The organism is Pseudoalteromonas sp. Ld20, from assembly GCF_045064175.1.
In the GTDB taxonomy this organism is placed as follows: Bacteria; Pseudomonadota; Gammaproteobacteria; order Enterobacterales; family Alteromonadaceae; genus Pseudoalteromonas; species Pseudoalteromonas neustonica.
In genome coordinates this window covers 38,901-57,109 of the sequence record NZ_JBISHB010000025.1, presented here as the reverse complement: position 1 = coordinate 57,109, position 18,209 = coordinate 38,901, and the positions used below count along the sequence as shown (strand labels likewise).

15 protein-coding genes are annotated in these 18,209 nt (G+C 38.6%); 10 read left to right on the top strand and 5 right to left on the bottom strand.

Annotation, left to right across the window (positions count from 1 at the left end; translation table 11 throughout):
* Nucleotide 1: 1 nt before the first annotated feature.
* Both ACJJVX_RS02135 and ACJJVX_RS02130 read left to right on the top strand, forming a co-directional pair.
* Nucleotides 2-958, top strand: coding sequence for an ornithine cyclodeaminase family protein (locus ACJJVX_RS02135; protein ID WP_405629852.1), 957 nt, complete (start codon nucleotides 2-4; stop codon nucleotides 956-958).
* A gap of 54 nt (nucleotides 959-1,012) precedes the next feature.
* On the top strand, nucleotides 1,013-1,414 hold the full coding sequence (locus tag ACJJVX_RS02130; protein ID WP_054455710.1) for a hypothetical protein: 402 nt from the start codon (nucleotides 1,013-1,015) through the stop codon (nucleotides 1,412-1,414).
* Between the two features lie 58 nt (nucleotides 1,415-1,472).
* Here ACJJVX_RS02130 and ACJJVX_RS02125 read toward each other — a convergent pair whose 3' ends face one another.
* The 3 genes from ACJJVX_RS02125 to ACJJVX_RS02115 are packed head-to-tail and all read right to left on the bottom strand — an operon-like array spanning nucleotide 1,473 to nucleotide 3,190.
* The gene (locus tag ACJJVX_RS02125; RefSeq protein ID WP_054205938.1) at nucleotides 1,473-2,081 is read right to left on the bottom strand and encodes a flavin reductase family protein; all 609 of its coding nucleotides are present in this window, start codon (nucleotides 2,079-2,081) and stop codon (nucleotides 1,473-1,475) included.
* A gap of 9 nt (nucleotides 2,082-2,090) precedes the next feature.
* The gene (locus ACJJVX_RS02120) at nucleotides 2,091-2,825 is read right to left on the bottom strand and encodes an SDR family NAD(P)-dependent oxidoreductase (protein ID WP_054455712.1); all 735 of its coding nucleotides are present in this window, start codon (nucleotides 2,823-2,825) and stop codon (nucleotides 2,091-2,093) included.
* A complete protein-coding gene (locus ACJJVX_RS02115) occupies nucleotides 2,825-3,190 on the bottom strand; it encodes a thiol-disulfide oxidoreductase DCC family protein (RefSeq protein WP_054205940.1) in 366 nt (121 codons plus the stop codon). Before ACJJVX_RS02115 ends, ACJJVX_RS02120 begins: the two co-directional genes overlap by 1 nt.
* A gap of 221 nt (nucleotides 3,191-3,411) precedes the next feature.
* Here ACJJVX_RS02115 and ppc point away from each other — a divergent pair, with 221 nt between their 5' ends.
* On the top strand, nucleotides 3,412-6,057 hold the full coding sequence (gene ppc / locus ACJJVX_RS02110; protein ID WP_054455714.1) for a phosphoenolpyruvate carboxylase: 2,646 nt from the start codon (nucleotides 3,412-3,414) through the stop codon (nucleotides 6,055-6,057).
* Between the two features lie 23 nt (nucleotides 6,058-6,080).
* Here ppc and ACJJVX_RS02105 read toward each other — a convergent pair whose 3' ends face one another.
* On the bottom strand, nucleotides 6,081-8,105 hold the full coding sequence (locus ACJJVX_RS02105) for a tetratricopeptide repeat protein (RefSeq protein ID WP_064435962.1): 2,025 nt from the start codon (nucleotides 8,103-8,105) through the stop codon (nucleotides 6,081-6,083).
* 248 nt (nucleotides 8,106-8,353) lie between these two features.
* Between ACJJVX_RS02105 and ACJJVX_RS02100 the strand changes: the two genes are divergently transcribed.
* Together ACJJVX_RS02100 and cdd are read left to right on the top strand one after the other, a co-directional pair.
* Nucleotides 8,354-8,731, top strand: coding sequence for a hypothetical protein (locus ACJJVX_RS02100; protein WP_054205943.1), 378 nt, complete (start codon nucleotides 8,354-8,356; stop codon nucleotides 8,729-8,731).
* Between the two features lie 49 nt (nucleotides 8,732-8,780).
* Nucleotides 8,781-9,716: a cytidine deaminase gene (gene cdd / locus ACJJVX_RS02095; protein WP_054205944.1), complete on the top strand. Its 936-nt coding sequence runs from the start codon at nucleotides 8,781-8,783 to the stop codon at nucleotides 9,714-9,716.
* Here the strand turns inward: cdd and udp are convergent.
* On the bottom strand, nucleotides 9,713-10,468 hold the full coding sequence (udp, locus tag ACJJVX_RS02090) for a uridine phosphorylase (RefSeq protein WP_054205945.1): 756 nt from the start codon (nucleotides 10,466-10,468) through the stop codon (nucleotides 9,713-9,715). The two genes, cdd and udp, sit on opposite strands and share 4 nt — an antisense overlap.
* A gap of 431 nt (nucleotides 10,469-10,899) precedes the next feature.
* Between udp and ACJJVX_RS02085 the strand changes: the two genes are divergently transcribed.
* From ACJJVX_RS02085 to ACJJVX_RS02065, 5 genes are all read left to right on the top strand, one after another.
* Nucleotides 10,900-12,009 (top strand): arginase family protein, encoded by a 1,110-nt coding sequence (locus ACJJVX_RS02085; protein ID WP_405629846.1) that lies wholly within the window; start codon nucleotides 10,900-10,902, stop codon nucleotides 12,007-12,009.
* A gap of 123 nt (nucleotides 12,010-12,132) precedes the next feature.
* Nucleotides 12,133-12,822, top strand: coding sequence for an ABC transporter substrate-binding protein (locus ACJJVX_RS02080; RefSeq protein WP_054455722.1), 690 nt, complete (start codon nucleotides 12,133-12,135; stop codon nucleotides 12,820-12,822).
* 214 nt (nucleotides 12,823-13,036) lie between these two features.
* On the top strand, nucleotides 13,037-14,344 hold the full coding sequence (locus ACJJVX_RS02075) for a hemolysin family protein (RefSeq protein WP_054205948.1): 1,308 nt from the start codon (nucleotides 13,037-13,039) through the stop codon (nucleotides 14,342-14,344).
* A 634-nt stretch (nucleotides 14,345-14,978) separates the two neighbouring features.
* Nucleotides 14,979-16,607, top strand: coding sequence for a cyanophycinase (locus ACJJVX_RS02070; protein WP_405629842.1), 1,629 nt, complete (start codon nucleotides 14,979-14,981; stop codon nucleotides 16,605-16,607).
* 593 nt (nucleotides 16,608-17,200) lie between these two features.
* Complete coding sequence (locus tag ACJJVX_RS02065; protein WP_169327957.1) at nucleotides 17,201-18,202, top strand: branched-chain amino acid aminotransferase; 1,002 nt, start codon at nucleotides 17,201-17,203, stop codon at nucleotides 18,200-18,202.
* Nucleotides 18,203-18,209: the final 7 nt, after the last annotated feature.

Sequence of the window (18,209 nt, the reverse complement as noted above, 5' to 3'; positions counted from 1 at the left end):
AATGCAAGTTATTGATACAAAGCACATTGATAGCGCTCTTGATTTTGATTCGTTAATAACTGCTATGCAACAAGGATTTGCGCTCGATTTTGGCATGCCAAAACGTAACGTGTATGAGTTAGATAGCAACAGTGCCAGCCATGATGCGTTTGCTGTGCTACCTGCTTGGAATGAACAAGTGATTGGGGTTAAAGCATTTACTTACTTTCCAAACAATGGCGAAGCGGGTTTTGACTCGTTGTATTCTAAAATTATGCTGTTTTCGCGCGAGCACGGCGAGCCACTGGCACTGGTGGATGGAACGCGGATTACTTTGTGGCGCACGGCGAGCGTATCTGCACTGGCGAGTCGTTATTTATCTCGAGAGAACAGCAAGCATTTAGTGTTTTTTGGCAGTGGCAACTTAGCCCAATACATGGTACGTGCACATTTAGCTGTACGTGATTTTAAGCGGGTAACGCTGGTGGCGCGCAATAAATTAAAAGTAGCCGCCCTGCAACGTCGTTTACAGCATGCATTTCCCGATGTTGAGTTTGTGATTGGACAAAGCACACAGGAGATTATTTATAGCGCTGACGTGATCAGCTGCGCAACCGGTTCTGCTAAACCATTATTTGATGGTAACTGGTTAAAAGCAGGCACGCATATTGATTTAATAGGTAATCATCACAGCGAGCATCGTGAATGCGACACCACGACCATCAACCGCAGCCGTGTTTATGTAGATAGCAAAGCAAATGTTTTGGCAGAAGCAGGTGAGTTATTAATACCGATAGCGCAAGGGGTATTTAGTGAGCAAGATGTATGTGCAGAGTTGGCTGATTTAGCCAAGGTAAATACCATTGCTCGTTTTAATGAAACGGATATAACAGTATTTAAGTCAGTTGGTACGGCATTGAGTGATTTAATTGCTGCATATAAAGTGTACACCCAAACCACCTGCAAAACGACCAACTGAAACTCGCATCTTGAGGTCGTTTGGGTATATCAATCTTTACAAGGCTAGAAACTGATGAGCAAAGTACTATTTATATTGGGGGCTATTTTTATATTCGTTGGCATTTTGCCACTACTGCGCTGGCTAAAAAGTAAAATTAGCAAGCATCATTGGCGAGTATGCCCGATTGACGATATAACGAGTGTTGTTAATACGCGCGTGGCATCGCGTGAGTTACTACCACAAAAATCAATGTTAGTAAGCTTTCGCTTTAATAACCATTTGCACAGTGTTTTAATTGGTTACGATAGACGATTATTACTGCGTTTTAGAGATTCGCAAAGCTGCACTATATTAGTTGATAAAGATAACCCGCAGAGTGTGTATAACAATGCGCAGCTGTGGCATAGCTACGCAACAATATGGTTATTTTCAGGGGTAAGCCTATGTGCGGGTAGTTACTTTTTAGTGCCGTAGTTTTGGCCATTTAAAGGTTGGTATAAAGTAACTTAAAAACCAACCTTTTGGGTACGGGCTATTTTTTAGCGTAAGGCAGGCGAGTTAAGTGGCGAGTTTTATGATAGCTATCTAAACCACTGATAGCGACTGTATTTATAAGTTCAATGTCCAGAAAACCGTCGTCCATCACGGCTATATCATCAACGTGTATGTCCATTATTTCACCGATTACCAGCTCTGTTGCGTTAATATTAAGGTGCTGATGATCAACAAACTTAACAGCGTATTTTAGTTTACTTTGCGCGACGAATGGAGCTTTAAAATCAGCTAAGTATTGCTCCGTTAAGCCTGTTGCATCAAACTCAGACTCATCCTTATCATAGCGAGCTGATGTTTGATGTGCTTGCTCAACAATTTCACTGTTAACTTGGTTGATTGTAAATACACCGGTCTGAATAATATTTTCAAAGGTGTGTCTAGGTACGCTGTGTGGACGCATTATCATTGCGACCAAAGGTGGATGCGCGCCTAAGTGGATAACTGAACTGACAATCGCCAAATTGGTATTACCTGATTCGTCTTGTGTACCAATTAAATTAGCGCTTTTGAATCCAGACAATGAGTTTATCAGATGAGTGCGATAATCCTTTTCAAAGCTTTCGATTGCGTCTTTTGTTATATGCATGATGAATCCTTACCAGTGAATGTGTTCGCCTCGCCAATCTATGTAAGCTGGCGTACCAATATTTGTTAATTGTTCGGGTGTTTGTAAAAGAGCAAATAATTGATCCGCCACAAATTCAGGTGTAAACAGTTTTCCTGCGGGGACATTTTTTTGAAATGGTTTAGATAGTTCAGTATCTGTTGTGCCAGGGTGAAAAAGCACTAACCGTGTTTGTTTTGCTCTGCGGGCAAGCTCTATGGCAGCAGTTTTAAACAACATATTAAGCGCCGCTTTAGAGGCGCGATAGCTATACCATCCACCTAAATCATTATCAGTAATACTACCAACACGCGCACTGAGTGAGGTTATCACACAGGGGGATTTATGATTAAGTAGCGGTAAAATAGATTGTAAGCACAATACCGGTGTGAGTGCATTGGTGTTTAGCAGTACGTTGAAATAATTTTCATCTAAATCTTCGAGTTTTTTTTCTGGCATTGATTGGTCAAAATGCAGTAAACCGTTGAATATTAAAACTTGAGTAGGAGTAATGTTTTTAGTTTTTAAATGGGCTGTTAATTTGGCTAAGCTGGATTTGGTGTAATCACTGTGTATTTGTTCAATAAGTAATGAAGTGTTGGGCAATTGAATCTGCGCACGGCTTATACAAAAAACATGCGCGTTGGCGTCATCTAATGCAATTTTTTCTATGTATGCTTTTGCAATTGCACTGTTTGCGCCAAATAAAATATACACAGATGACATTATTTGATCCCACATGATGATTTACACAGTACGCTTGAGATTTGCAGGCGATACTTTGCAAATACCCAGTACCCTAGATCTGCAAAAAAGCGTATTACAGGAAGTTGTAAAATCTTTAACCATGAATGACGACCAACGGCTTTCCAAGCCGCAAATGTAACATCTAAGCCATATAGCATTTCGCCATTGTCACTTTGACCATGTAAAAAAGCCTGAGCATCTTGGCGTTTTATATAGCTATAGCGGTCTTCAAAATCATCTTTGTTGATATCTTCAAGGACAATTTGGTTGCGTGTGTCGGCGTGTTTGAGTTGTTGCATTTCTTTGCTGCATAAAGGGCATTTGCCATCGTAAAAAATAATCACAGTTTACTCATCCAGTATCAATTCATTATTAATTGTTACGAAATAGAATAAGCTTTGGATCTGTTCAATTAGCAATTTGGATGATATTAATAGAGCCTAACAAAATAAGGGTTAGCAAAATGTCGATTTTAACCATTATCCACACTCCACACTTTTAAAATCGATCCGGCTAACTATTTGTACCTAAACGGTATAAAAACATCAACAATGGAGTATCAGGAATGAGTGAACAATATGCCGCCTTACGGGGGAACGTTAATTTATTGGGCCAATTATTAGGCCAAACAATTAAAGACGCCCAAGGACAAGCAATTTTAGATAAAGTGGAAGAGATCCGAGCTTTAGCTAAATCATCTCGCACAGGTAATGAGCAAGATCGTTATGCCTTAATTGATGTTCTGCACGCTTTAACTGATGAAGAGCTATTGCCCGTCGCGCGTGCGTTTAATCACTTTTTAAACTTAGCGAATGTTGCTGAGCAATTTCATACAATATCGCGCTTTAATGATGTTGGATTTTGTCAATTAAGCCCTCTGACACAAACACTTAAAGCGTTATCAAGCCAAGTCCAGCAAGGTAAAATAGATCCAAACCAAATAGCAGACAACCTTGCTAAATTACATATCAATTTAGTACTAACCGCGCATCCTACAGAAGTAACTCGTCGTACTATTATTAATAAACATGTTGAACTAAGTGACTGTTTAGCAGCGCTTGAGCGCACTGATAACTTACCATTTGAACGTGAGAATATTTTAAACCGTATTGCTCAGCTTATTAGCCAAGCATGGCATACTGATGATATTCGTCGCTCGCGACCAACCCCCATTGATGAAGCGAAATGGGGCTTTGCGGTTATAGAAAACAGCTTGTGGCATGCGGTTCCTCGTTTTTTACGTGATTTTAGTAAAGAAGTAAAAGAGCATCTGGATTTAGAACTGCCAAATAACTATAGCCCGGTTGAATTTACATCTTGGATGGGGGGCGATCGCGATGGCAATCCATTTGTTACTGCACAAGTAACACAGCAAGTGTTGGATCATGGTCGTTGGATGGCGCTTGATTTGTACAGTCGTGATATTGAGACCTTAAGTACAGAGCTATCAATGTCGCAAGCAAGTGATGAACTGATTGAACAGGCAGGACAAGAGTTTGAACCATATCGTGCTGTATTAAAAGATCTCAAGGCAAAGGTGAGTGAAACGGTAGCTCATTTAGGCGCTAAAATTATGGGTAATCGCAGTGAAGCGCAAGACATCATTACTGATATTAGCCAAATTAAATATCCTCTAGAGGCGTGCTATCGCTCATTACTTAAAACAAATATGGGTGTTGTAGCGAATGGTTTATTATTAGATGTATTACACCGTATTAATAGTTTTGGGATCCGATTAGCTAAGCTTGATGTACGTCAAGATTCATCACGTCATAGCGATGTTTTTTCAGAGTTAACACGTTACTTGGGTCTGGGTGATTACAATCAATGGCAAGAAGAAGATAAGCAAGCCTTTTTATTGGCTGAGCTTAACTCTCGCCGCCCACTTATCCCTAAACATTGGCAACCAAGCGCAGATGTTAAAGAAGTGCTCGATACCTTTGATGTAATAGCACAACAAGATGCGTCAACATTTGGTTTATACGTGATTTCAATGGCACGTACAGCATCAGATGTGCTGGCGGTACAGTTATTATTAAAAGAAAGTGGCTGTGGTTTTAAACTGCCAGTTGCGCCGTTATTTGAAACCTTAGATGATTTAAACGCCGGGCACAGTGTTATAACGCAATTACTGGATAATAATTGGTATCGTGGTCAAGCTGAGGGTGTGCAAAACGTCATGATCGGTTATTCAGATTCAGCTAAAGACGCTGGTATGATGGCAGCGGGTTGGGCTCAATATGAAGCAATGGATAAACTTGTACAATTAGCGCAGCAACGCGGTATTGAACTGGTGTTGTTTCATGGTCGTGGTGGTACGGTGGGTCGTGGTGGTGCACCTGCAGCGCAAGCACTTCGTTCACAACCGCCAGGATCACTCAAAGGTGGCCTGCGTGTAACTGAGCAAGGTGAAATGATCCGCTTTAAATTTGGTTTGCCTAATGTGGCATTACAAAGTTTAAATATATACGCGGGTGCAGTGCTTGAAAGTAACTTATTACCGCCGCCAGAACCTAAAGATAAATGGCGTGACGTGATGGCATTGATCAGCGAAAAATCATGTGAACATTATCGTAATGTGGTTCGTCATGATGACAATTTCGTGCCGTATTTTAGAATGGCAACACCTGAGCAAGAGCTATCTAAATTACCGCTAGGTTCAAGGCCTGCTAAACGAAACCCACATGGTGGCGTTGAAAGCTTACGTGCTATTCCGTGGATATTTGCATGGAGTCAAAACCGTCTAATGCTGCCAGCATGGTTAGGTGCATTAACAGGGCTACAGGCAGCACTTGAAAAGCATGGCATAGAGACGCTTAATGAAATGAGTCAACAATGGCCATTTTTCAGAGCGCGTCTAGAAATGCTCGAAATGGTGTTTAGTAAGGCTGACTGCTGGTTAAGCGCGCATTATGACGATGCGTTAGTTGAGACACAATACAAACCTCTTGGTGTGACGTTACGCCAAGAGCTAAAACAAGCCATTGAATTAGTTCAATCATTAAGCCCACAACAAAGCTTATTGGCAGATCAGCCATGGATCAAAGAATCTATCAATTTGCGTAATCCGTACACCGATCCACTTAATGTATTACAAGTTGAGCTATTAAAACGCTCTCGTGAAGCTGCGCAAGGTAGCTCCGGTGATATTGATAATGCACTAATGATCACTATGACGGGCATTGCCGCCGGTATGCGTAATACGGGTTAGATAGCGTTAACTTAGGGTTTATATTACATCGTCTCAACTGGCCCATTGAGAGGCAATACAATTTTAAAACATGCGCCTAGCTTACACGGCTCGGCGCATATATTACCATTTAATGATTGCTTTACTGCGTTAAACACAATATTTAAACCCAGTCCTAAGTGGTTTCCCCCCATATTTGTTGAATAAAATGGAGTGAAAATATCTTTGAGTATTTTATCATCAATGCCGCTGCCATTATCTTGAAATATAATCACAGCATGATTGTTAACTACACTTATTTCTATTGTGATTAACGCATTATCAGTGTGTACAAAACCATGCTCGTAAGCATTAATGATCAATGTTTTAATAACATCAGAAACAATTGATGGATAAGTAGGAATAGAGACTTCGGTGCCTATCACGTTAAAACTAATATGTTTTTTAAAGTGATTTTGTAATGTGGTCACTCTATCTGTAATAAACGTTTTAAGTGGGATTACTCGCATTGGTATATCGGGTGCAATCGAGACACTTAATGCTTTGAACTCTTCAACAATATTTGCTAAGCGGTTTATATTATTGATCACAAAATCTTTTGCTTCGTTCGTTTCTTGAATAAATTTACTAAAGTCGTTGCTGCTGAGTGTTTTTTCATTGAATTTCTGACTCAATCGTTTTAGATTTTCTTCGATCAAAGAACTGGCCGTCGCAGCTGTGCCAATAGGGGTATTTAATTGATGTGCAAGCCCGGTGACTAACACTGTTAATGCGGCTATTTTCTCAGCTTCTAATAATTGCGATTGAGTTTTATGAAGTTCATCGAGTGTTTTAGCTAAGCGTTGCTCACGCTTATGAATATTATGTACAGCAAAAAAAGAGCCGAACAATATCACTAACAACGAAATAGTAATTGCTATAGACAATTCTTGAAACGCTTTAGCTTTTGTTTCTTTGAGTTGTTTTGTACGAGTTAACTCGGTTATTTCTACTTCCTTACTACTTGAGTCAGCTTCGGCGAGTGCCTTGGCTAAGTTAACATCACTTTGCTGTTTCACTAATTGAGTATGCGCATTAGTATGCTTTTTATATGCATTAATTGATTGTTTATAAAGGCTTTGAGATTCAAGGAAACTTGACTGAAATTTATAAACACGAGATACAAATAGTAAATTACTTTGTTTATTTATACTCGCAATCACTAACGCTAGGGTTGTATTTGCTTTATTTAGATCACCCATATCAGCATATATTTGTGCAATAAAAAAATGAGCTTGTGATATTTTTTCAGGCAAACCTTGTTGCTGAAAAATACTGAGGGCTTTTTCGTAATGCTGCTTGGCAAGTGGGTAGTCATTATTTGCTTGTTCAATCTCACCGAGTAATAAATATGCTTCAGCTAAGTAGTATTTAAAATCATTGTCTTGTAACTTAATAATAATATTTAAAGCTAGCGTTTTTGCTTCTGCATACTGTTGTTTGGCAATTAATGTATTAATTAAATTGATCGTCGAAATTGAGATGCTTAATGGGTTTTTTAATGCGGTGGCATAATCGAGGTACTTCCTGTAAATATCCTCTGCTTCATCGAGACGTCCAAGTTGTAAATATACTTCAGCTAAGTTGTTAAGTGTTTGCTGGGCTAAATTTTTGTTATCTTTTTTAGTGTGTTCAAGCGCCTTTAAAAAATGCTCTATAGCAAGTTGATACATGCCTAATTGTGTGTAAATACCGCCAGAAATATTATAGTACCCATAAATTAAGCTCGGTTTATCTGACCGTTGAACCAGATTTTTATACAGGACTAAAGTGCGCATTGCCTCTTCAAATTGCTTGGCTTCGAGTTCAAACCATGCTTTGTAATTAAGCATTACAATTTTTTGAGTTGGATTTAACTCGTCATTATTGAGAATGTTTTTTAATTGTGTAAGTGCTTCGGTGGGGTTTTTTGCGTAACTGGCGCGAAGATCCACGCGTAATTCTTCAAACGATCTATTAGTGTAGGACTGAGCGAAAGCAGATACAGAACTTAGGCTATATAAAATGACAAGTAACACAACACGAAGCATATAACTTCCTTTTAACTGCATGAGTGACGATATAAAATATTCTTTAATTATAAGTGAAAAAGTAGCTCAGTTGTGTATGATTTTTACCTTTTTTGTAGTCTTTGCTAATACTTTAATCTGTTTCTATCGAATGGACTGACCAGTTAGGATGATAATGATTGACGGCGGCGAAGAAAAAACTACAATGACTCACCTCCTTGAATGAGAGTTTATCTTATTCTCTTTTACTTAACTGACAGAGCCGTTTAATGTCTAATGTTTCTACTTGTATTACTTATGATGCGTCGACATCATTAATAATGATGACATTACGAGGGACTGCAAATGCACAGGATGTGATTACTTTTTATCAAATAGCAGAGCAATATATTGGCATCTATAAATGTAATAAATTATTGGTAGATGTATCTGAATTAAAACACGATTTTCCTGCAAGTGACTTACTTAGCATTATGCCTGCGATTTCAAGCTGGCTTAAACACTGTTTTATAGCTCGCATTGTTAGTTTTGATGGTTTTATGCATGATTTATTTTTGCAAAAAGCGAAACGTTTTGAAATAACGGCTGAGAATTTTGAGTGTTTTCGTAGTGCAAAGCACTGGCTTGAAAATCAGCCTAGCAATTAGGCCTGTAACATTTTACACTGTGTAGCCATTAAATAAGAATAAATTGTTTATGACTGCATCAACGTCTTCTGTATTAAAAGATTCATTAAATAAAACCACATTTTCATTTGATGAATCGCAGCGCACAGCATTGTTCAATCAAGTTAAAACACAGCATGGATTGCTGTTTGCTGCTGACATTAAAGCGCTTTGCGCTCAATATACAATTACACATGATGAGCTTTTACGTGCATGTTTGCCGGTAGCCTCATTGTTTGCTGTAGCACCGATTTCTCACTTTTTGGTTGGTGCTGTTGTTGTTGGTATTGATTGTGATGATGCTATAAATTTTTACTTTGGTGCTAATGTTGAATTCGCCAAACAACCATTGAGCTTGGTGGTACATGCCGAGCAATCGGCGATAAACAACGCATGGCTTAAAGGTGCACAAACAATTGTGCAAATAGCAATAAGTGATGCACCTTGTGGCTATTGTCGTCAGTTTATGAATGAGCTTGCCGATGCAGAAAAGTTTGATATTTTGTTACCTGATCAGCAATTTAAATTAAACCAATTATTACCACATGCATTTGGTCCAAAAGATTTAGGTAATAATTACAGCCTATTTAATCCAGCCCCACAAACGCAGACTTTTGAGGCTAACGCTGATATTGATACTGCGCTTACTAAGCTTGCTTTAACAGCTTATGTCCCTTATACGGCTAATTACAGCGCTGTGAAAATTACAACGTTTGATAATGGCTGCTTCTATGGCTGTTATGCTGAAAATGCAGCCTATAGCCCAAGTTTAGCACCACTACAAAGTGCAATTAGCCAGTTGCATTTAGCGGGCTTAAGTATGAATGACACAACAGTGAAAAGTATTGAGTTGCTACAAACTAAGGGAGTGGAAAATCAGTTACACGTAAGTGAATCAGTACTGGCAAGTTATAGTAACTTACCAGCGTTGATTGCATATAGTTTAGCGCTTATAAAGACCTGTTAAGCAAGAAGTATTTTTGCAGCCTCGATAACCACGGCGACTGATTTCTTCTCGATTTCGCCGTGATCAACATTTGGTATTTCCTGGCGAGTACGGTTCACTAATACACCAGCTACACAAGCCGCTTTTAAACCAAGTGCTGCACACATAGTAAATAAGGTTGCTGATTCCATTTCATAATTCATTACACCTAGTTTTTGCCATTCTTCACAACTACCTTGAAATGCTTTTGGCACATAACCAGAATACGTATCGTAACGTTCTTGGCCTGGGTAAAAGGTATCGCTTGATGCTGTAATACCAATGTGAAAATCAATCCCTAAATTGCCACAGGCATTAACCATTGCTTGAGTTGCAAAAAAATCAGATACAGCAGGGTAGCTAAGAGGAGCAAAGTGTTGACTGGCACCATCTAAACGCACAGATGCTTGGCTAATTAATATGTCCCCTTCATTTATATGTGGTTGGATCGCGCCAGTTGTCCCTATACGCAAGAATGTACCTACACCTAGTTGGGCCAGTTCTTCAACTGCAATAGATGTTGAAGGTCCACCAATACCTGTGGAACAAATTACCACTGAATGGCCATTTAATTGCCCTAAATAAACATGGAACTCACGAGTTTGAGCAAGGCATGTGGGGTTTTCAAGGAACGTTGAAATACGTGCTGCGCGATCTGGATCGCCAGGAACGATTGCTAATGTTGCGCCTTGAAGATCATCGCGAGAGAGTCCTAAGTGAAATACCTTTTCCATAACGGGGCCTTATTATTACTTTTGTTGATAACGTAAGTGGTAACGTTAACTTACAGAGTTATAGTCAATTTAGCATAATTACTACAATACCGAGCACTGTACAGGACGGATGTCCGTTTTATAAAATAATGCTTTATTCAGTGCATTTGAATATTCAAGCACTTAACAATATTGTGATAAACCAGCGGTTGTTGACTTGTATTAGCAGACACTATATCTATCTTAATTAGTACTAAATTTTAATTTATCCGGTGTATGAAAATTTATATAACATATTGTTATATAAATGGTTAATTATTTCTATTGTTTGGTCTATAAAAAACAGTCAGCCTTAAATTTGACCATTCAAAAACAAGATGAATCTTTTATTATATTTATTTTCTGCAGCGCCTTTTGCATAACTACGCAAAAATACCAAGTAAGGAATCGTGATGAGCACACAATGGCACACATTTAAAAGTAAAGTTGAACACTGTTTATGTCCACCGGGTGATGGTGTATTTACGGTCAATACAGCACAAGAAAGAAAAGCAGCACTGCGTAATAAATTGTATGGCCAAACTGATAATGTTGATGTGCTATGGCGTGACTCGTTAATTAATCTACCAGAAAGTGAGCATAAGGCAGTTATGCTTGGAATTAGTTCAGATTGTGGTGGTGGGATTTTGCGTGGAGCAAATTGGGGACCATTGTTTTTGCGTTCAGCATTAATTGATCAGCAGCCTCAAGCTAAATCATTCGATTTAGGTGATGTGCGTGTGATCCCACATTTATTGCATGATAAGTACCTAAATGAAGCGACAATTAGTAACTGTCAAAAGGCATTATACGATAACCCAAGCAGTGAATATTATGTCAGCCCATTGTCAATCACTGAAGATGTGTGCGATAGCTTTTACGCAACCTTTACAGATAAAGGAATTTTTGGCATCGGTGGCGATCATTCAATTAGTTACCCGTTAACAAAAGCGTATTTAAAAGCAAAACGCGCGCAAGGTAAACGCACCGCTATTATTCATTTTGATGCCCACACAGATTTACTCGTTGAACGTTTAGGCATTGATTTATGTTTTGGTTCATGGTGTACGCATATTTTAGAATTTTTACCAGCGCCGCATCACCTTATCCAATTTGGTATTCGTTCAAGTGGTAAACCAAAGGAACACTGGGAATCAACGTTTGGTGTTAAACAGCATTGGGCACATGAAATTATTGAACGTGGCGCGCAGGCAATTGCATCGGATGCGATTGCACAGCTAAAAGCAGATAACGTTGATGAGCTTTATGTTAGTTTTGATATTGATGCGCTAGATGAAGAATTTGCTTCAGCGACGGGCACACCAGAAGGCAATGGCTTAACGCCACAACATGCCCTCGATATTTTAGTCGCACTGGCGGATGAATTTCCAATTACAGGTGCTGATATGATGGAGATTGCCCCATTTACAGACAGTTCATTAGTTGGTCAATCAAGCTCAGACACAACGCTTAGGGAAGGTGCTAAAATCTCAGCATTTTTAATTAATGCAATGAATCGTTAAGTTTTATTCGGTACGCATTAAAAAACAGACCCTTTGTGGTCTGTTTTTATTCACATACCCGTAATTTGCCGCTATATTCAACTTATATAAAAGAATGATATAAAAAAAATCTGTGGGGCAACAGTGGCTAAATGGTGTTATTTTTTATTTATAATTATTAGTAATCAATGCGTAGCTAAATTACATGTAGTTACGGAAAACTTCCCGCCTGCCCAATACTTGGATGAAAACGATCGTTTAGTGGGTTATGTTGCCGATAAAGTACGCTTAGTACTTGATCAAGCAAAGATTGATTACACACTTTCAGTTAATAATTGGAGTACCGTATTTAATACAGCCTTAAGGGACCCCCAAACATGTATTTTCTCAGTCGTTCGTTCATCAGAACGAGAAAACAAGCTTTTTTGGGTCGCTGAAATAGCTGAATTAAAAACATATTTGTATGCACTTGATTCAAAAAATATTACGATCACTGAGCTCAATGACGCAAAAAAAATGAATGTCGCAGTACTAAAAGATAACTACAGTCATCAATATTTGCGTTCACAAGGCTTTGAAGATGGAAAAAACTTGATGCTGATTAATAGCTTCGATAACATATTTAAAATTATAAAAAACCGTAAAAGTAGTATTGATTTGGTTGTATTGCCGGAGCAACGTGTTCGTTATGAAGAATCAATAAATCACGTTGCTACATCATTAAAATCTGTTTATCGTTTAAACGTAGAACAACCGCCTTTATACTTTGCGTGTAATAAAAACTTAGACCCTTCAATTAAATCAAAATTGCTTAGTGCCTTTTCGCACTATTGATAAATATGATGCTGCACTACTTTGCGTACATGTCTATTTTATAGAGTACTGCCAGATTTTTAGTTTACCTCACTTAAAAAACAACACTTACACTATCTATTACATTGATATTAAATGCTTTTTAATATTATTTAAATATAAATTGCTCCGCATTTAAAAGAGGCTATAATCCAGCTGCTTTTGCTTATAAAAGCGTTTATTTTTGGAGCTATAAATGGGTGATTTAATCGGGATTGGCTTATTAATCTTGATCAGTGCGTTGTTTGCGATGTCAGAAATTGCGATAGCCGCATCACGTAAAATAAAATTAAGAGTCATGGCTGATGAAGGTAATATTAAAGCTGCTGCGGTCTTAAAATTACAAGAAAAACCGGGTGCATTTTTTGCCATGATCCAGATTGCGCTAAATGCGATTGCGATTTTAGGTGGTATAGTTGGTGAACAAGCACTTTCGCCATACGTTGAAAGTGTACTGACGATATTTTATCAAGGACCTTTGCTTGAGCAAATGAGCTTTATTTTATCGTTTTTAGCGATTACCTCTTTATTTATTTTATTTGCTGATTTATTGCCGAAACGCTTAGCCATGATTTTGCCAGAAGCTGTTGCTGTGCGGGTTGTTACTATTATGCGTTGGGTGACGTTTGCTTTAACACCGCTGGTATTGTTTTTTAATGGTGTCACTAATATTGTGCTACGGCTATTTAACGTGCCAGCTGAACGTGAAGATATTGTAACCACAGAAGATATAGTGGCAATGATGGATGCTGGCGCGGAATACGGTAGCCTGCAGCAACAAGAATACGATTTAATTGGTAATGTGTTTGATCTAGAAGCCCGCTTCTTATCCAGCGTAATGTCACCACGTGATCAAATTGTGTATTTTGATATTAAAGAAGCCAGTGCTGATATTTCGAGTAAAATTATCGATCATCCGCATAATCACTTTTTAGTATGCAATGGTAACTTAGACAAACTAATTGGCTCAGTTGAGTCTAAAGATATTCTACGTCAAGTGCTCAAAGGCGAAGCGGCGAATATTAATGATGATTTATTAGAAAAAGATATTTTCTATTTGCCAGAGACACTCAGCTTATCAGAGGCATTAAATGCATTTAAAGGCGCAGCTAAACCTTTTGCTGTGGTGGTTAATGAGTACGCTTTAGTGGTGGGTATTGTGACCGTTAAAGATCTTATGAAAGGGTTTATGGGAGATTTAATAACTCATACTGGCGATGAATTAATTATTGAACGTGATGAAAACTCGTGGTTAGTCGATGGTCTAACGCCAATAGTTGAACTGGCTAAAGTACTGGATGTTGACGAGTTCCCAGATCAAATGCATTACGAAACAGTTGCTGGCTATTTGATTTATATGATGAAGCGCATCCCCAAACGGGCTGAGTATATTCAATACGGTGGTTTTAAGTTTGAAGTTGTAGATGTAGAAGGTATTCGAGTAGAGCAGCTCTTAGTATCAAAAATAGCTGCGGCGACGAATACCGCATCAGGACATATCTAAGGCGCGTTAAATTAATCATTCAGGCATTTCAAAGGGGCTTACTTCATCGTGTTACTTTATTTAAAATAGCGCCTGATGTTAAGCCCTGCATAATGCACACATAGAGCGCACGTTATTAAAGTGTGGTTATACAACTTTATTAAAAACGTTATCAGTGTGGCGAGTTAAATAACCCATTTAGTGACAAATTACTTATATACGACGACATATAGCCAAGCTACCTCAAGATACAGAATTTAGCGTTTCACAGGGGCGCAATATCAAGGCGTTACTTTGCAATAATGGCAACCCTTTTTAATAAGTAACAACGATGAGAGTGAGTTCCTGTGAAACGCCCATCGTATTGGTTTTAAAGCGATTTATACTGCGTTACTTTTATAAGAAATTGATTTTAACAATAGAACCACTATTATTTGCAATCAATGCCTTGCCTAAATCGCTTTAAATTCCAACGACGCTCGCATCTTGAGGTGGTTTGGGTATAGATGTAGATCAATACAGGAAAGTTGGCGAAACCAACGCTAAAAGATCAAACACGTCCTACATATTTTATTTATTTTATAGCTCAGCTTGTTGTTAATAACTAGATGGTTAACAATACAGACAGTGTTTTATTATTGGGTATAGATTAGTTATGCTAATACAGTCACTTGGATTTATTTCACGTGTTAAACGCAGGGTGTTTTTACTCTGTTTGCTTGCTGGTTCTTCGTCAGTATTTGCTGATAATAAAGAACAAACATTGATTATCATGGGCAGCGAAATTGAGACCTGCACCACTTTGAGCCCACAGTTTTGTAATATAGACACCCCATTGAGGAATGAAAAAGGCGCGCTTTATTCATTAACGCCAAAAGCAATCAAAAGGTTAGAAATTAATTGGCCAACAGACGACAAAATCCAATTAGTAGCAACTGTCAGTCATTTAAATACACTGCTTAAACAGCATCCGTTGCCCCTTAGCAAACAAGAATTGTTATGGGCATGGCGTGATATTGCAAGTAAGCAATTGAGTGAATTATCGCAAATTGAGTTTGATTATGTAATTGATATGCTAGAAATCTCGCATTTAGATGGGCAGCGTAACGTGTTCAGTATTGATGCTAAGAATAGTAAGAAATCTCAAGATTGGTTAACACAAACGTACAAATTTATAGCGGCTAGCTTAAAAGTTAAAACTGAAAAGCCAACTCTATTAGTGATAACAACAGCTGCTCGGGACCCCTATGCTTCAGCTAATTATTATGAAACGTTATTATCGCAGACCGGGGTTGCACTTGAGTGGCTGCCACTGACACCAGGGCTTGCCAAAGCATTACATGAAAAAAAATGTGAGCAGTTAGATACATTTCGTGTTCAGGCTGGTGTGCATAACCGTGCTAACGTTTACCCTAAACGTGTAGCAATAGAGCAAGCAGCCTGTTTACAAGGTACTGACAAACTAATCAAGCGGATTAAAAATAGCACCGGTGTTATTTTAATCGGAGCTGAATTTGATACTGCAACAGATCAACGATTACGGACAACGTTATTTGACTCACAAGGAAATGCCTACCCGTGGACGAGCGCTATAGCTGACTCATCAGTATTAGTAACCTCAGGTTATAGTGGTAATTTATTATCGGGTGGACGTACTCAATTTGGTCCCGTTGCCACGGTCAAACCAATCTCCAGTTTAGCTGCGCTGCGCGGAGAACGTAGCGTGTCAGCAGGTGGCGTGGGTAGTATTACATTTGCGTTGCTTGACACATATTTTAGTGAGCAAAATCGTACAATTGGCTTGGCGAAGTCTCTTGATGCAAATATGCAACCTAATGGCATTGGTATTGATGAGAATACGAGTCTTGTGGTTATTAAATCACCTCACGAAAACGTATTAACGGTGCTTGGTGAGCATGGGGTAGTGCATTTGAAATCGTTAGCTAAACAGCAATTCCAGTTTAATTATTGGCCTGCAGGCGCTGTAGTTGAAATGAAAAAATACGGCTTTATATTGAGTAAACGTAGTATTGATAAAGCGTTACCGACAGTGAAAATACCGCCTTTGCCAATGCTGCGTTTTGACAAAATACTCACAGATGCAAAATTACGCTCGCTTACCCAAGCGATGTGTTTAAGCAATGAACAATCTGCGGTAGGCCAGCAAGATGAGTTTATTGTAAGTTTAGATGCTGCAAAAAACACGCAGTACCATCGCATTAATTCCAGTAGTTATGGATGTGCTATAGAGCAACTAAAGTTAACTATTACAACAATTCAATAAGAGTGACTTACTCAGTAAGATGGTAAATAACTTACTGAGTAGTTTAAACTGCGTCTTTATGGTGTATTTAGAGATTCGACATTCGACATTCGATATTAGATATTAGATCAAATAACGATCGTGGTTTCTCTTTTTAAACTCTTTTCGCTAATAATTCACGCTTGTTGATGTCAATGAGCTTGTGATTATCATAATTTATAATGTTAAACACCTCAGTTTGAGAAACAGGTTATATAGGCAAAATCTATTTATTTAGATGGAGATACAATAAGCCCAAAGCGCTATTGTTTATATAAAAACAATAACAACAGCTCAACCATGATTTTATTTTCCAGCCATTGTTGTTAATTAGCTTAACAGTAAACAGCATCTTGGCAGGAATATTTATTTAATAGAAATAAAATATTACGGTACTAAATGCGCAAGTTAGCTTTAAATGGAGCCTAAATTGTCGATTAAAGCGAGTATTTTCAATTAACTGATCAATCAGTTGCTTTGAAGTCATTAAAAGCCTTATTTTAGCTATGGTTAAACAGTGCATGATTGTCATACAATGGGGTTAAAGTAGACCACAATAATAAAGAGAGATAAAAATGGCAGCGTTTGGTACGGTATTTATGCCGCAGATGATTCAAGCTCGTTTTACAGACAATGCGTGGAGTGAAAGCTCGGTTGTTCCTTCGGATAAAATTGAACTACATGCTGGGGCCCATGTATTACATTATTCAAGTACATGTTTTGAGGGCTTAAAAGCCTTTCGCCATGAAGATGGCTCAGTGTATATTTTTCGTATGGATGCCAATATAGCCCGTATGATACAAAGCTCGCATTTATTAAGCTTACCTGAGGTCGATGGACCCATGCTTGAAAAAATGATCATTGATATTGTACGTCAATATGCAGATGAAACACCTTTACCACCTGGCTCTATGTATATCCGCCCAACACATATTGGTACTGAGGCGGCAATAGGCAAAGCAGCGGTGCCGTCACTCAATTCGTTATTATATGTATTGTTATCGCCTGTAGGGGATTACTTTGCGGGTGGTGCGACTGCGCTGCGCGTTTTACTTGAAGAAGACGGAATGCGTTGTGCACCACATATGGGCATGATCAAAAGTGGTGGTAACTACGCGAGTGCATTAGCACCAATTACTGCCGCACGGGTTAAGTACAAAGCAGATCAAATATTGTTCTGTCCAGGCGGTGATGTACAAGAAACTGGTGCAGCAAATTTTATTTTAATTGATGGCAACGAAATCATCACTAAAGCGCTAGACAGTACTTTTTTACACGGTGTTACGCGCAGCAGTATTTTAACGATTGCAAAAGATTTAGGTATGACGGTATCTGAACGCAATTTCACTGTAACAGAGCTACTAGAGCGTGCTGCAAAACCAGGCACAGAAGCTGCGCTTTCTGGCACTGCAGCTGTATTAACGCCAGTAGGTACTTTTATCCATAATGATATAGAGTACAAAGTAGGTAGCGGTGAGCCTGGTCCAACAACCATGCGTTTGCGCCAAGCTCTTAACGATATTCAGTGGGGCAAAGCACAAGACACTCACGGTTGGTTAACTAAAATAGACGTGTAAACTCTAG

Coding starts and splice junctions, on each gene's coding strand:
- ACJJVX_RS02135 (WP_405629852.1), top strand. CDS start 2: ATGCAAGTTATTGATACAAAGCACATTGATAGCGCTCTTGATTTTGAT.
- ACJJVX_RS02130 (WP_054455710.1), top strand. CDS start 1,013: ATGAGCAAAGTACTATTTATATTGGGGGCTATTTTTATATTCGTTGGC.
- ACJJVX_RS02125 (WP_054205938.1), bottom strand. CDS start 2,081: ATGCATATAACAAAAGACGCAATCGAAAGCTTTGAAAAGGATTATCGC.
- ACJJVX_RS02120 (WP_054455712.1), bottom strand. CDS start 2,825: ATGTCATCTGTGTATATTTTATTTGGCGCAAACAGTGCAATTGCAAAA.
- ppc (WP_054455714.1), top strand. CDS start 3,412: ATGAGTGAACAATATGCCGCCTTACGGGGGAACGTTAATTTATTGGGC.
- ACJJVX_RS02105 (WP_064435962.1), bottom strand. CDS start 8,105: ATGCTTCGTGTTGTGTTACTTGTCATTTTATATAGCCTAAGTTCTGTA.
- ACJJVX_RS02100 (WP_054205943.1), top strand. CDS start 8,354: ATGTCTAATGTTTCTACTTGTATTACTTATGATGCGTCGACATCATTA.
- cdd (WP_054205944.1), top strand. CDS start 8,781: ATGACTGCATCAACGTCTTCTGTATTAAAAGATTCATTAAATAAAACC.
- udp (WP_054205945.1), bottom strand. CDS start 10,468: ATGGAAAAGGTATTTCACTTAGGACTCTCTCGCGATGATCTTCAAGGC.
- ACJJVX_RS02085 (WP_405629846.1), top strand. CDS start 10,900: ATGAGCACACAATGGCACACATTTAAAAGTAAAGTTGAACACTGTTTA.
- ACJJVX_RS02075 (WP_054205948.1), top strand. CDS start 13,037: ATGGGTGATTTAATCGGGATTGGCTTATTAATCTTGATCAGTGCGTTG.
- ACJJVX_RS02070 (WP_405629842.1), top strand. CDS start 14,979: ATGCTAATACAGTCACTTGGATTTATTTCACGTGTTAAACGCAGGGTG.
- ACJJVX_RS02065 (WP_169327957.1), top strand. CDS start 17,201: ATGGCAGCGTTTGGTACGGTATTTATGCCGCAGATGATTCAAGCTCGT.